10 protein-coding genes are annotated in these 14,246 nt (G+C 66.1%); 4 read left to right on the top strand and 6 right to left on the bottom strand.

Annotated features, from left to right (window positions below):
- Window positions 1-13 precede the first annotated feature (13 nt).
- Genes nbtC through OG203_RS20805 form a run of 3 tightly spaced genes read right to left on the bottom strand, consistent with a single transcriptional unit; the run spans window position 14 to window position 5,206 of the window.
- Window positions 14-3,145, bottom strand: a complete 3,132-nt coding sequence (gene nbtC / locus OG203_RS20795; RefSeq protein ID WP_405167290.1) for a nocobactin polyketide synthase NbtC — start codon at window positions 3,143-3,145, stop codon at window positions 14-16.
- A complete protein-coding gene (locus OG203_RS20800) occupies window positions 3,138-4,454 on the bottom strand; it encodes a polyketide synthase (protein WP_405167291.1) in 1,317 nt (438 codons plus the stop codon). The genes nbtC and OG203_RS20800 overlap by 8 nt, the downstream gene beginning before the upstream one ends.
- Window positions 4,451-5,206 (bottom strand): thioesterase II family protein, encoded by a 756-nt coding sequence (locus OG203_RS20805; protein ID WP_405167292.1) that lies wholly within the window; start codon window positions 5,204-5,206, stop codon window positions 4,451-4,453. The genes OG203_RS20800 and OG203_RS20805 overlap by 4 nt, the downstream gene beginning before the upstream one ends.
- A 246-nt stretch (window positions 5,207-5,452) precedes the next feature.
- Here OG203_RS20805 and OG203_RS20810 point away from each other — a divergent pair, with 246 nt between their 5' ends.
- Complete coding sequence (locus tag OG203_RS20810; RefSeq protein ID WP_405167293.1) at window positions 5,453-6,118, top strand: GNAT family N-acetyltransferase; 666 nt, start codon at window positions 5,453-5,455, stop codon at window positions 6,116-6,118.
- A gap of 12 nt (window positions 6,119-6,130) precedes the next feature.
- Here the strand turns inward: OG203_RS20810 and OG203_RS20815 are convergent, their stop codons facing one another.
- Window positions 6,131-7,408, bottom strand: coding sequence for a SidA/IucD/PvdA family monooxygenase (locus OG203_RS20815; protein WP_405167294.1), 1,278 nt, complete (start codon window positions 7,406-7,408; stop codon window positions 6,131-6,133).
- Between the two features lie 147 nt (window positions 7,409-7,555).
- Between OG203_RS20815 and OG203_RS20820 the strand changes: the two genes are divergently transcribed.
- The 3 genes from OG203_RS20820 (at window position 7,556) to OG203_RS20830 (ending at window position 10,442) form a co-directional block, all read left to right on the top strand.
- Window positions 7,556-8,047: a hypothetical protein gene (locus tag OG203_RS20820; protein WP_405167295.1), complete on the top strand. Its 492-nt coding sequence runs from the start codon at window positions 7,556-7,558 to the stop codon at window positions 8,045-8,047.
- A gap of 114 nt (window positions 8,048-8,161) precedes the next feature.
- On the top strand, window positions 8,162-8,863 hold the full coding sequence (locus OG203_RS20825; RefSeq protein ID WP_405167296.1) for a siderophore-interacting protein: 702 nt from the start codon (window positions 8,162-8,164) through the stop codon (window positions 8,861-8,863).
- Between the two features lie 175 nt (window positions 8,864-9,038).
- Window positions 9,039-10,442: an alpha/beta fold hydrolase gene (locus OG203_RS20830; RefSeq protein WP_405167297.1), complete on the top strand. Its 1,404-nt coding sequence runs from the start codon at window positions 9,039-9,041 to the stop codon at window positions 10,440-10,442.
- Window positions 10,443-10,488: 46 nt separating this feature from the next.
- Here the strand turns inward: OG203_RS20830 and OG203_RS20835 are convergent, their stop codons facing one another.
- On the bottom strand, window positions 10,489-12,225 hold the full coding sequence (locus OG203_RS20835) for an ABC transporter ATP-binding protein (RefSeq protein ID WP_405167298.1): 1,737 nt from the start codon (window positions 12,223-12,225) through the stop codon (window positions 10,489-10,491).
- Entirely contained in the window at window positions 12,222-14,072 is a 1,851-nt protein-coding gene (locus OG203_RS20840; protein ID WP_405167299.1) for an ABC transporter ATP-binding protein, read from the bottom strand. Before OG203_RS20840 ends, OG203_RS20835 begins: the two co-directional genes overlap by 4 nt.
- Between the last annotated feature and the right edge of the window lie 174 nt (window positions 14,073-14,246).

A 14,246-nucleotide genomic window follows, 5' to 3' on the forward strand; every position in this document is an offset into this window, starting at 1 on the left:
TGGCCCCTAAGCCCTAGTGCGAGTTCGCTGCCATCAGCAGCACGACATCGTTCAGTGACGCGCCGCCGAGAATCGCGGCGACCGGCAGATCGCGGTCGAGCTCTGATTTGATCCGCTTGCGGAAATCGAGTGCCTGCAGGGAATCCAAACCGAGCGCAACCAGCGGCACGGCGCTATCGATGGCGTCCGCTCCCGTGGCACCCATGACCTCTCCCAGCTGACAACGCACCTGGTCGAACAGCGATCCGGCGGCCAATCCCGTCGGCGCCGCATCCACGACATCGCCGGAATGGGAAGTGCCGGATTCCGGGACGATCGATGGCGACTTCGCCTTTTCCCGCGCAAGTACTTCGGTGAGAACTGGCTCGAATCCAACAGCCGACAGCACAGCGTGCATCCGGGACCAATCGGCGGCGATGACGAGCCGGTTGCCCGGACGGCCGATCGCCGCGTGTTCGGTCAGGCCCACTGTGAGCGCGTCGGCCGGATCCATCGAAACAACGCCTGCCGCGGTGACGCGGTCCAGGCCGACCGCATGCAGTGGTCCCGGCAGATCCCAGATTCCCCATTGCATCGAGACGGCGTTCACGCCGTCGGCCCGCAGCCGCATAGCGAGCACGTCGAGCATTCGATTGACGGTGGCGTACAGGATCTGTCCTCGCCCGCCGAATGTGGCGGCGGCCGAGGAACAGATGATGATTCGGCAGTCGGCGGCGAGCGGCCAGCTCCGCAGCGCGTTGGTGGTGCCGATGATCTTGGAGCTCGCCGTCTCCCGCACCTTGTCGGCGGTGACCTCGGCCAGATCGGCGTGCACGTAGTTCACCGCGGCATGCACGAGGGTGGTGATCGGGCTGTCCGCGGATTCGGCGGCGAACCTTCGCGCGGCGGATTCGTCGCTGACATCGCAGGCGAGGACAACGATCTCAGTGCCGCGAATCGCCCTGATCTCGCGTACCCGAGCGGCGACGGCGCCGGTCGCACCGGACCGGCTCAGCAAGGTGATGCGCTGAGCGCCGTGCTCAGCGAAGTACTCGGCGAACTTCAGTCCCAAAGTGCCGGTGCCGCCGATGATTACGACATGGTTGAGCTCGGCCGATGTCGGTGCGGAGTCCGGACGCGCCGCGTCGACCTCGAATCGTTTGGCATACAGCCCATTACCTCGCATGGCCAGTTGCGGCTCACCCTTGGCGTGCAGGGCACGAACGATCGCGGCCGCCTGTGCGACCGCGTCATCACGTGCCGCCAGATCCAGGTGACGGAAGGCCGTGCCGATGTGTTCTGCGGCGAGACAGCGGAAACCGGCGGAAACCGCGCCGTGGAACAGATTCGGAGCCGGGTCGTCGGGCAGCACCGACTCGCCGTCGGCGGTCAGCAACCAGCAGTCGGTGACCGCTGGATCGATGACGGGTAGCCAGCGTGCGGTGTAGAAGTCGGCGACTCGGCTCACCGCATCGGGACCGTCGAGGTCAGCAAGTGCGGGCAGCAAGACGACAACGGAATCGTAATCTTGTGCCGCTGGCGGTCTTTCGGCATCGAAGACCGCCGACTCCGCGCCGTGCTCCTCGGCCGCGGCACGGATCGCCGCGACGAGGCCAGCACGCGCTCCGGTCGGATCGACCAGGAGCAGACGACGCGGGGACATCAGCGAACGACGCCCGAGCCGGACCCAGCTCTCCAATAGCCTTGTCGGAGAGACACCTTCGCCGGCGGTGGGTTCTTCGTGGTGCGGGACGGGGGTGGCCTGCGCAGATTGGTACGGCGCCCACAGCTTTTGGGGCGCCATCACCGTGTTCGGAAAGTCGCGCAGTGGCAGCCGTACCGCGCCCGAACTGGATTCGACGCGCAGCGCCGACCACCGGTAGTTCTGATCTTGCACGGCAACCGTCGCGAGATTGCGCGTGAACTCGCCCAGTCCGGACGCGGTTCGCGACGAGGTGCCGATGACTCGGAAATCGCGCGGCGCTGACGTGGGATCCGGCACCAGGGTCAGGTTCTCCTGGATGGCCAGTTGCAGCATCGGATGTTCGGCCACCTCGACGAAGGTATCGACACCGTCGTTCGCCGCCGCGACGATCGCGCGATCGAAACGCACCCGATTGCGCAGGTTCCAGTACCAGTACTCCGCGTGTTCGAGATCGGGGGTGATCGGTGTTCCGAGCGTTGCGCCGTAGCAGGGGATGTCGCTGGCGGCGAAATACGTGCTGCTGAGTTCGTCACCCATGAAGTTGCCGACACTGCGGCCGATCTCGACGACCATCGACGTGTGCGCCGGATAGGCGACCCGGATCTCCCTGGCGAATCGACCACGCGCGTTCGCGGTGGTCACCGTGTCGACGATGGTTGCCCGATCCCCCGAGATGGCCAGGATGTGCGGTGAGTTGATCACCGACAGTTCGGCCCAGCCGGAATGCCTGGCCAGCAGGTCCTCACATTCGTCACGGTCCATGCCGAGCACTGCCATGGAGTAGCCATCCGGGCTCATCTGGTCGACCAGTAGCGACCGATGCGTCACCACGAGAATCGAATCACGAAGCGTCATCACGCCGGAGACCGAGCAGGCGGAGAGCTCACCCTGACTGTGACCGATCGTCGCCGCGGGCCGCACGCCCGCCGCCTGCCACATCGCGGCCAGCGCGGTCATCTGGAACAACAGCGCGGGCTGCACCACCTGCACGGTGTCGTCGAATTCGCCTTCATCGCCGAGTAGGTAGTGCAGCGGCTGCGTGTGGCCGTATCGGTCCTGGAATATCGCGGCGCATTCGTCGACCGCGGTACGAAACGTCGGCGAGATGTCGTAGTACAGCTTGCCCATGCCGGGTCGTTGGCTGCCTTGGCCGGGAAAGACGAAGCCAACGCGACGAGCGCTGGCCGCACCTACAGTCGACACCACCGAGGGGTGCTCGCTGTCCGCGACGACCGATGCCAGCGCGTCGAGCAATTCATCGCGCGAATCGACCATCGCGAGCGCTCGGCGCCTGCGGGCTACCCGGGTGCGGAAGATCATGTCGGCCACTCGATCAGGCGTCACCGTCGGGTGGTCCACGAGATAGGCGCGAAGCGCGGCGGCTTCGGTCCGCAGACCGTCGACCGTATCGGCGGACAGCAGCACGGGGGTTGTGCCGTCCGGGAGCCGGTATTCAGACATCGAGGTCCTCCAGCACGGGCATGGCGAGGATGGCGTGCGCGTTGGTTCCCGCGACACCGAACGAGGAGACCGCGCCGAAGCGGGTGTCGTTGACCGGTTCCCAAGGTTCGAGTGCCGCGGCCAGTCGAATACTGGTCGCGTCCCAATCGATTTCGGCGGTCGGCCGGTCCGTGTGCAGACTGGCCGGAATCTGTCCATTGGCCCCGGCCAACAGCATCTTGATCAGACCGAGGATCCCGGCGGCGGCCTGCGCGTGGCCGACGTTCGACTTCACCGAGCCAAGGCGTGCGCTGCCCGTCACGCGGTCGACAGCCCCGTACACCTTGGCCAATGCCGTCAGCTCGAGCGGATCGCCGACGGGCGTCCCGGTGCCATGGCCCTCGACCAGCCCGATGTCGTCCGGCCGAATTCCCGCCGCGGACAAGGTCTTTTCGATCAGCTGACATTGTGCCGACACACTCGGAACCGCGATTGGCGCGCCCTTGCCATTGTGGTTGACCCGCGAAGCGAGCAGTCTGCCGTAGACCCGATGTCCGAGCGCCCGCGCTCGGGATTCATTTTCCAGCACGACAACGCCCGCGCCCTCGCCCCACAGCGTTCCGGTGGCGTCGGCGGCATAGGAGCGGCAGTGCCCGTCGGTAGCCAGTGCGTGGTTCTTGGCGAACTCGAAGAATGCCGCGGGCGAACCCATCACACAGACACCGCCCGCCAGTGCCCAATCACATTCCCCGGCACGGAGTGCGCTCGCGGCAAGGTGCAGCGCGGTCAACGAGGAGGCACACGCTGTATCGGTGGTCAGCGAAGGACCGACCAGGCCGAGATTGTGTGAGATCCGACCGGCCACCGCCCCGAGGGCCGACCCGGTCGCACGGTATCCGCTGTATTCGGTGACCGCGGCGGCCGGCGGCCCGTACTCGTTGATGGACGCGCCCATGAAGCAACCGGCGTCGGCACCGTCCAACTCGCCTGGATTGATGCCCGCGTTCTCCAACGCGCGCCATGCCACCCGCAGCGCGACCCGCTGCTGCGGATCCATCGATATGGCCTCACGCGGCGTGATCCCGAAGAACATCGGATCGAATTCCGTTGCACCGGAGAGAAATCCACCGGCATCGGCGACTCTGCTCCACCCCTGCGTTCGGTGCAGGGAAAGCAACTGCTCGACCGGCCACTCACGATTGCGCGGGAAAGACCCGATGAGTTCGCGCGATTCAGCGATCGCAGTCCAGAACGCCGACAAGGTGTCGATACCGCCCGGCGCCTCGACGGCCATCCCGGAAATGACGATCTGATCCACCACGCTGCTCATCCGACCCGATTCAGTTCGGGCGCGAGCACTTCCGCGATTTCCGCGGAGTTCGTATTCAGATAGAAGTGACCGCCATCGAAAACTGTTACCGCTAGATCCTGCTCGCTGTGGTTTGCCCAGCCGTATAGCTCACGAACGGTGACGAAATCGTCTTCGGCGCCACCGACGGCGTGAATACGCGCTCGCACCTTGACATCCGGCAGGCAATCGTAGGCATCGAAGGCCAGATAGTCGGCCTTGACGACGGGCAGCGCCAGCCGCATGATTTCACGACTGCCGAGCACGTCGGCGCCGGTTCCCGCGAGCGTGGACAGGTGATCGATGATCTGCTCGTCCTCGGTCGGATGTGGTGGCAGATCGGCAACCCGACTCGGCGCTACCGCTGCCGACGCGCCGAGCAGGCGCACCTCCCGACCCGCGGCTTCGGCAAGGCGGACGAACTCGAAGGCGATGATCGCGCCCATGCTGTGCCCGAAAACGGTGAGCGGCTGTGCCCGATCGTGCGACGAGGACCGAAATGCTTCGAACGCACCGAGCGCAATGCCAGGCAGGCTCGTCACCGGTGCTTCGCGTGCCCGATCCTGCCGACCGGGATATTGGAAGACGACAACGTCGAAGGCGTCGCTCAATTGTTGAGCGAACGCTCGATACGCCGATGCGCCGGCACCGGCGTGCGGGAAGATCAGCAGTGGTGTCGAGGCAGCAGAACGTGGCGTCTGAAATTGCCTGAGCCATCCGAGTTCGCGTGCCATGCCTACCCTCTCCTGCATGCCGCCGATATCGCATCAGCGACCGTTTACGCCTGGTCTTTTCGCGACCGAAATGAGAATCCGGACATTCGCGACGTCGTCGTATCGACGAAAGGCCTTGCACGCCTTGTTGGCAACTCTCCGCCGATGTGATGGTGATCGGCGTGCACAATCTTACAGCGCTACCTTAGGCTAGGCTAGCCTTACCAACGACGTGATCTTAGTAACGATCGAACGGAGCGCATGCCGATGAGCGAAACGGGGACGCCATACGTCTTTCCGCGCGAGCTGACCGACATTTCGGACGAAATTCGCGCTGCCCAAGCACCGATAGCGCCGCGTTTCGCTGAGCCATTCCGGCTGCGTGTCGCAGATCCCGACAGCAACGACCCCGAGACCATCGCCGAATGGATGTCTCTGCCGCACCTGGTCGAGACTTGGGAGCAGCCGTGGACCGCGGGCCGACGACGAGCGGATATACGCGCCCAATTGGCCGGAACCTACTCGCGGCCATGCATTCTCGGCCTCGACTTCGCGAGCATCGATCGACCCGAGCTCGGGCATCGAGAGGTCGCCTACGTCGAGTTGTATCGCGCGGCCAAGGACGAGATCGCCACACTGTACGAATCCGACGCCATGGACGTGGGTTTCCACATCGCCACCGCTGATCCGAATCTGATCGGCAAGGGGGTGATATCGACCTGGATCGGCAGGCTCGGTGTCGAAGTGTGGCGCGCGGAGCCACAATGCCGACGCCTGATGTGCGACCCCGACCATCGCAACGCGGCGATGCGCAAGGCACTGGAGAAGACCGGCTGGCAGCACCTCGGCGAGTTCGATGTCCGGTCCGATCGCCGGATCTCGCTCTACACTCTCCCGCGCGAACCCGGCGACATGCCGGTAATCCGACGCTGATCGCGGATTCACCTACCGAAACACCAGGTGACGGGCGCCGGTTCGCGGATGGGCCGGTTCGGCCAGCAGCACCCGATCCGAAAGTTCACCGAGGCAACTGAGATTCGGAAACCCAGGACCCTGCGTGAGTGCCGCGAGGTTGGGCAGATACAGCTTCGAAGCCAGCCCGGATACCGCGAGGTCGTAGCCGATCGATGATTCGATCCGCGACTGGGTGAGCGGGCCGCCGACCGCCAATTCCAGCAGATCCATCGCGTAGGCATCGAATAGCCCGAGGAACCACAGTGGCTGGCCACCGGTGGCGTCGATGACCAGGTCGAAGGTGTGTACCTGGTCCGTGCGCAGCTCGTTGCGCAGGGTGACGGCTACTCCATCGCCGTGGTCGGCGACGCGGATCACTCGGCCCTGTAGGTGATGAACTCGGTTGTCGCCCAGCAGATTCTCTTGCACCCGCACCGAGAAGACGCCGCGATCGGTGCGCCGGATCACCTCGCGGCGCTCGTCGACGCTCAGCGCTTGCCAGGTGATCGAATCGCTGAAAAGCGAGTTCTCGAAATAGCTTTCGCCCCGGGTATAGATCGTTGCCGCGGGGGAGATCACCGAGATGGTCAGCATGTCGTGACGAACCAGTTCGTGGAGCGCGGAGCCCGCGGTCTCCCCGCCACCGATCACCGCGGCCCGCGAGGACAGCGGCAACGTGCGCCGAGCGGCCAGATCCCAGAACTCGGCGATGCTCAGCACCCGCGGATGCTCGGCGAGCGGCTGGCCACTATGGCCGGGGCCGGTGATCATCAAGCCATCCGCGTCGATCTCGGTGACCGAGCCGTCCGAATCGGTCACCGAGACCCGCCAGCGATCGTCGGCGACCGCGACCGAACTCACCGTGCCGAGAACAAGTTCGAGATCGAGCTTGCCGGCTACCCACTGCAGGTACTTGGCCCAGACGTGATGCTGCGGGTTGGGACGGCCTCGGTCGATCCACTCGGCATAGGTGCCGTGCTCAACCAGGAAGGACGCCCAGCTGAACGCCGTCATAGCCGCATCGATTTCTCGATTGCGGCCGCGCGCCAAGGTCGAGTGATACGGGAAGCCGATGTCTTTCTCGGGGCTGGTGCCGAGCCGGTGCCTGCCGTCGGTCCAGCCGCCGCTCGGCAACCAGTTTCCACCGACCGCGTGCGCCTCGACCACCACCACGCGTGGCGCTGGCAACCCGAATGCACGCAGTACGTGAGCTTTCGCCGCTACCGCAAGGGCTTTCGGCCCGGCACCGACGACAAGGAGCGTTTCCACGGTTCTCCCGACTCTTCGTGAGCGCTGTGTGCACGCCCACAATGTTGGACCCACCCCATTGCTGTTTGCATAGGCTTACCTTATTTTGCAAGACAGTGCTAGTCCTCGAATCGACAAACGCAGCACGCTACCGATTGGAATGAAATGATGACCCGACCTCGGAACAAGCCGCTGATACGCCTTGCCGCCACAGCGTTTTCACTGACCGCCGCCGCCTTGATCGGCACCTTCAGCACCGTGGCGACCGCCGCCCCCGCGATGGCAACGCCCATCGTCGCGCCGGTACACGCCGCGGCGCCGAGCGTCGGTGAACTGAAGGCGAAGTTGCAGCTGGTGCTCAATACCGGCGCCGCACGCTCGGCCCGCGCCAACGAGCTGGAAGCCGGCGAGTCCGGGCTCAGCCTGGTCGATCAGGTCGGCACCGTGATGGCGAGCGCACCGTCGAGCTTCCGCTGGGATCTCCTCGGTCCCGTCAACGTGTCCGGCGACCGGTTGACCGCACAGCTGACCACGTCGGTCGACGGATGGGACCCCTGGTTCTTCGAGCTGTCCTGGAAGCAGATCGACGGCACCTGGAAGCTGACCCGCGAGGCGGAGTGCACCGTCGCGGGCGTCGCGATGCTGCCCTGCACGGTGTAAATAGCGGCGTCACAACGGAAATGGCCCCCTGCGCACCGGGGGTCATTTTCTTCCACCGATGTGTGACATATGGAACACGCGATTCTCCAATGAACTTAGGCTATCCTTACCCACATGGGTAGAGGACTCGAAGGCCTGATGCTGAAGGCGTGGCGCGCCGAGGATTACCGCCTCACCGTCACCTCGACCGAGACCGTCACGGACAAGTTCGTGCGGCTCGGCTTCTCCGCCGGGGGGCTACTGGCAGATCACGCGGTACATCCGACGCAGTGGGTCCGGCTGTGGATCCCCAACGGGGACAAGGAACATCAGCGCGGTTACACGCTGGTCGATCCGGATCCGGCGGGCGATCGGTTCTGGATCGAGTTCGCGATACACAACGGTCCGGCAGCGGAGTGGGCGCTGAACGCGGCCGTCGGCGCCGAGATCGATGTGTCGGTCTTGGGTTCGGACTTCGAGCTGCCGGATCCGATGCCGAGCGAGTTCGTCGTCTTCGGCGATACCGCCTCGCTGCCCGCGATCAACTCGCTGCTCGACGCGATCGGCGACACCCCGGCGCGGGTGTGGCTGGAGTGGCAGTACGAGTCCGACACCACGTTGCCGGTGCGGAACAAGCCGCATCACCAGGTGACCTGGTTGCAGCGCCTCGACGACGGCCGGTTGCTGCGCGAACAGGCGCAGGAGCTGAACTGCCCGAAGGACGCGTTCGCCTGGGTGGCTTGTGACGGCCACACCACGCGCTCGATCGTCAAATCGCTCAAGACCATCCACGGCCTGCCCAAGACCTCGATCAAGGGGCGGGCCTACTGGAAGTAGTACCCGCGGCACCCCATCGGGGGTAGTCCGTCATTCCGGAGGATGACCTCGATCGCGACCTTCTGGCGACGCGCGACCGGTGGTCTGTGCCGCAGGCTGGTACTCGGGTTCGGGGCCGGTCGCGCGACGTCCGCACGGCCGGTGACGGAGCGGAGGTCAGCGACGAATGTCGATCATGGATGTTCTCTTGGCGCTCGGCGTCATCGCGTTCGCGGTGTCGACGGTCGCGTCCCGGCGGATCGCGCGCCGGGTGGCACCCGTGGCGCTGCCGGTGCTCCTCGTCGGATGCGTGGTTCAGTGGCTGATCGAGGGGTTCTACTGGCAGGTGGTGCCGACGTATGTATTGATCGGCGCGGCGGCGGGACTTGTTGTCGCGCAACTGAAGTGGCCCGGCGACGCGGCGGTGTCGCGGGTGCGTCGGTTGCCGATGGCGCTCGCCCGCGGTGTGGTCGGATTGCTGGTTGTGCCTGCGGCGATCGCCTGGTTGGTTGTTCCCGTTCCCGACCTGCCTCGTCCGACCGGGCCGTATGCGGTGGGTACCGAAATCTTTCGCTGGGTGGATCGGGATCGGCCGGAGACGGCGACGGATTCGGCCGAGGATCGGCGCAATGTCGTTGTGCAGGCCTGGTATCCGGCGGATCCGGCGGCGCGCGGTGGGCGCTCGGAGTATCTCGACGGACTGAACCGGCTGCCGAAGAATATCACGATGCTGCCAAGGTGCCTCATGCGCGGGTACCACCGCATAGACACGCATGGGCGGACGGAAGTCTCGATCAATGCCGATCGCGCGCGCTGGCCGGTGGTGCTGTTCTCGCCGGGATACGGTGCGCCGCGGGCCTTTTACACCGGGCTGATCGCCGATCTCGCCAGCCGTGGCTTCGTGGTGCTCGCCGTCGATCATCCGTATGAGGTCGCGGTCACCGAACTCGCCGACGGCACCATCGCGACGCCGCGGCAGCACTTCCTGGACAATGACCCGGACGAATCTCGCTATATGAGTGGACAACTCGACGTTCGAGCGGCGGATCTGCGCTTCGTGGTCGATCAGCTGCTGCGGCCGGACACGATGGGGCCGCGCCTGTCCGGCCATCTCGACACCGATCATGTTGCCGCCATCGGTCATTCGTTCGGCGGCGCGACCGCGGCGGCCGCGCTAGCGGGCGATCCTCGGCTGAAAGCGGCGGCGAATATCGATGGCACACTGTACGGCTCGCTGCCGCAGCAGACGCTGACGAAGCCCTTCCTGCTTGTGCAGAGCGATCATGCGGAGACGGGGCATTCCGATCAGTTCCTGACCGGCAATGGCGCGCTGCTCGATCGGATGCGGGCGCCCGGCTTCCGGTACGAGATCGAGGAGGCCAATCACTACAGCTTCACCGACGCGCCGCGCTTCCTCGCCGACCCGGCGAGATTCCTTGCGGCACAGCTGATCGGGGGATCACGCGGACCGCGCGAAACACAGCGTGCCACCAACGACATTCTGGCGGCGTTCCTGCAGGAACCACTCGGTGCGGGGCCTGCCGATCCCGATGTCGCGGCGGCCCGCTACCGGGATATCCATGGCGGGCGGGTGCACTGAACCTTGTGCCGCGTTCATAGTGGGGTCCGCGGGTTCGGTCCTCCGGTCAGACCGCGGCAGGTTCGAGCCGCCATCCTGTCGCGCGGGCGCGCTCGTTCCAGAAGTCGGCGTAGCGACCAGCAGCGGCCAAAAGCTCACTGTGCGTGCCGCATTCGACGATGCGACCACCATCGAGGAACAGGATCTGGTCGGCGTGCGCGATGGTGGCGAGCCGGTGTGCGACGACGATCACCGTTCTGTCCCTGGTGAGTTCGTGTATCCCGCGCACGACGACGGCTTCGCTGTGCGGATCGAGCGCGCTGGTCGCCTCGTCGAGCAGCACGATCGGGGCGTCCTTGAGCAACGCGCGAGCGAGGGAAACCCGTTGCCGCTCACCGCCGGACAGGCTTGCGCCGCCCTCGCCGACCATGGTGTCCCAACCGTCCGGGAGCCGGGCGACGATCTCGTCCACGCTGGCCGCCCGCGCCGCGCGGCGCACCTCGTCGTCGGTGGCCTCGGGTTTGCCGATGCGGATATTGTCCGCCACCGACTGATTGAACAAATACACGTTCTGGAAGACCAGCGAGAGCTGGTTCAGCAGGGTCTCCGACGGTTGGTCGCGCACGTCGTGCTCGCCGACGACGACCCGGCCGGAGTCGATGTCGTAGAACCGGGCAACCAGCCGCAGCAGAGTGGTCTTGCCCGCACCGCTCGGGCCGACGATCGCGGTGGTGGTGCCAGCGGGGACGCTGAACGTGAGCGCGGAGACGACGGGTTCCTCGGTGCGGTAACCGAAAGTCACGTTGTCGAAGACGACCGACGCGGCCCCTGGCGTCACGGCGGACTTCGCCTCCGGCAGTACGGGTTCGGCGAGCAGCGTGCTGATCCGATCCGACGCGGCGGCGGCCGAGCGCAGCGCGTTGGCGAGTTGCGCGGCCTGATTCAGCGGCTCGATGAACCGGGAACTCACCGCGATCAACGCGATCGCGGCGGCCGCCGAGATGGCACCCTCGGTCACCCGGCCGACGGCGACGTAGACCAGGACGAGAAAGACCGCCTGCACGAACAATCCGAACACGATCAGCCCGGGGACCGTCGCGAACATCAGTCGCGAGATCGCCGACCGCTGTCCGGCCAGCGCGGCCTCCAGCGCACGGTTGCCGGAACCGACCGCGCCGAAGGCGCGCAGCACCGGCTGCGCCTGCGCGAATTCCAGTACCCGCGAGTCGGCTTCGGCCGCAGCCGCGTGCATCCGCGCATCGGAGCGGGTGTACGCGCGATTGGCGAAACTGTTGATCAGATACAGCACCGGCGCCGCGAGCAGCATGGCGACCGAGATCCGCCAATCGATGAACAGCATGCCCACCGCGACACCCAGCGGTACCAGGATGCTGGTGATGACCTTGGTGAGCAGATACGCGACCAAACCCTGTATTTCCCGGACGTTTTCGACGACGACCCGCGACAACGGGCCCGCGCTCTGCGTCTCGAACCAGCCGAGCGGCAGTGCGTTGAGGTGATCGCCGAGCCGGGTCTGCAATCCCCGCTGCATGCCGACGCCGATGCGCAGGCCGATCACCGCCTGCAGGAAGCCGAACACGACGACAGCCGACACGGCCGCGATCATCCACAGCGTCCATACCCAGGCGCGGCCGAGATTGTCATCGAACAATGCCTCGAGCACCGGAACGAGCAGCAGATAGGCCGCGGCCTGGCTCAACGCCTGCGCGACGATCGCGGCGAGCAGTTTCGGTGTCAGCGCGTCGAATTCGGCGGGCACCAGCCCGAGCACCTTGCGAATCATCGCCCCTCCTCCGTCTCGGCGAATTCGATCGCGCCGAGTGCCGCCTCGTTGATTTCCCACAGCCGCTGATAGGTCCCGCCCGCGTCCCGGAGGGTGCGGTGGTCGCCCTGCTCGACCAGAGTTCCGTTCTCCAGCACCAGGATCCGGTCGACGCCGGTGATGGTGTGCAGCCGGTGCGCGATGACGAGCACGGTGCGCCCGGCGACCAGCACCGCGAGCGCGTCCTGCACCGCCGCCTCCGATTCCGGGTCGGCGAAGGCGGTCGCCTCATCGAGCACGAGCACGGGTGTGTCGGCGAGCAGTGCGCGGGCGATCGAAAGTCGTTGTGCTTCACCGCCGGACAGCACGGCATCGACGCCGATCTCGGAGTCGTAGCCGCGCGGCAGCGCCATGATTCGGTCGTGGATCTGCGCGGCGCGCGCCGCTTGTGCCAACGCGGCGTCGTCGGCGTCCGGACGTGCCAACCGCAGGTTGTCCCGAACGGTGCCGCCGATCAACCGCACATCCTGGAAGACGAACCCGACCGTGCGATACAGCTCCTCGGTCGAGTAGTCGCGAATGTCCTTGCCCGCGATGGTGATCCGGCCGGAGCAGACGTCGTAAAAGCGGGGAAGCAGCTTGGCGAGCGTCGACTTGCCCGACCCGCTCGGGCCGACCAGCGCGGTGAGGGTGCCGGGGGCGAGTTCGATGTCGAGGTCGCGCAACACATCGTGGTCTTTGCGATAGCCGAAGGTGACACCCTCGAACCGGACGACACCGGCCGCCGCGGGCGCGGTGTCATCGGAATCCGGTGCCGCCGTGCTCAATTCGGGTGTCTGCTGCAGATCGTGCAGCCGCACCGCGGCGGCACCCGCGGTGCGCAGCGCCTGCGTGCCGTAGCCGAGGCCGAGCAGGGAGCTGCCGAGCCCGAGGCCGACGAGCAGGAACGGCAGTACGTCGACCGGCGCCAGCCAGTGCAATCCGACCCCGGCCAGTCCGGCCACCACGATCACCAGCATGACGAATACCGGCGCGACCACCAGGTCGGAGGCCGCCTGCAGGCGGATGACCGGCGCCTTCATCCGGTGCACGCTGCGCGCCTGACCGTCCACCGCGTCCTGGAATACCTTGTGCGCCTTGCCCGCCTGGCCGAACGCGCGCACCACCTGGATACCGTCGACGAACTCGATGGTCGCGTCCTGGGTGCGGCGTTCCCACCGGTTGTAGACCGCGATCCGGTCGCGTCCGTCCTGGTCGAGCATCCTGCTGAAGATCACGGCGTAGGCGACCAGCGGAACGAGCAGCACCAGGGTCAGCCGCCACTCGACCGTGACCAGGTAGCCGAGGGTGACCAGCGGGACGGTGAGCGCACCGACGAATTCCAGCCGCGCGTGGGCCACCAGATAGTGCAGCGCCTCGACATCGTCTTGCAGCAGCTTCTTCACCGCACCGGCGGAGCGCTCGCCGAACCAGCCGAGCGGCACCCTGGTCAGCTTGGTCGCGAGCAGCTTGCGCAGCGTCAGCTGGTAGTTCGCGTCTACCAGATGCGACCAGGTCAGCGCCACCGCCTGCAGCAGTCCGCGCGCCACGAGCACGAGCACCGCGACGAGTAGCAGCCGCCAGACCCGGTCGGTGTCGACCTGATCGGTCAGTAGTTCCCGGCAGGCCTCGACGATCAGCACGAACGGCAGCACGGTGCCCACCGAGGCGACGGCGACGAGGATGCTCGCGAGGGTGAGCGCACGCCGCACAGGTGCCAGGATCTCCTTGCGCGCCAACGCTTCCGCTTGTTTGCGGGTCCGCTGAGCCGCGCGCGGCGGCCGGTTCCCCGTCTCCGCCGCCGGCAGCGGCGCGACCTCCACCGTCATAAGTTGTTGCCTCTCGCCATCGGATTGCCTCCCCCGAACGGACTCATCCTCACACAGGATGAACCAAGAATGTAGGTTAGCCTAAGTTACCTATGACACGGGCTGGTCAGCACGGCAGCCAGGAAATTGATCGACGCGCCGCGGACTTGTTCCAGACATCTGCGAAAACGGCGC

The sequence above is a fragment of the Nocardia sp. NBC_01499 genome, from assembly GCF_045040275.1.
Lineage (GTDB): Bacteria > Actinomycetota > Actinomycetes > Mycobacteriales > Mycobacteriaceae > Nocardia.

Excerpts from the sequence above, each read along its gene's own strand:
- nbtC (WP_405167290.1), bottom strand. The coding sequence starts at position 3,145 with ATGTCTGAATACCGGCTCCCGGACGGCACAACCCCCGTGCTGCTGTCC.
- OG203_RS20830 (WP_405167297.1), top strand. The coding sequence starts at position 9,039 with ATGGATGTTCTCTTGGCGCTCGGCGTCATCGCGTTCGCGGTGTCGACG.
- OG203_RS20800 (WP_405167291.1), bottom strand. The coding sequence starts at position 4,454 with ATGAGCAGCGTGGTGGATCAGATCGTCATTTCCGGGATGGCCGTCGAG.
- OG203_RS20835 (WP_405167298.1), bottom strand. The coding sequence starts at position 12,225 with ATGATTCGCAAGGTGCTCGGGCTGGTGCCCGCCGAATTCGACGCGCTG.
- OG203_RS20820 (WP_405167295.1), top strand. The coding sequence starts at position 7,556 with ATGACCCGACCTCGGAACAAGCCGCTGATACGCCTTGCCGCCACAGCG.
- OG203_RS20805 (WP_405167292.1), bottom strand. The coding sequence starts at position 5,206 with ATGGCACGCGAACTCGGATGGCTCAGGCAATTTCAGACGCCACGTTCT.
- OG203_RS20810 (WP_405167293.1), top strand. The coding sequence starts at position 5,453 with ATGAGCGAAACGGGGACGCCATACGTCTTTCCGCGCGAGCTGACCGAC.
- OG203_RS20840 (WP_405167299.1), bottom strand. The coding sequence starts at position 14,072 with ATGACGGTGGAGGTCGCGCCGCTGCCGGCGGCGGAGACGGGGAACCGG.
- OG203_RS20825 (WP_405167296.1), top strand. The coding sequence starts at position 8,162 with ATGGGTAGAGGACTCGAAGGCCTGATGCTGAAGGCGTGGCGCGCCGAG.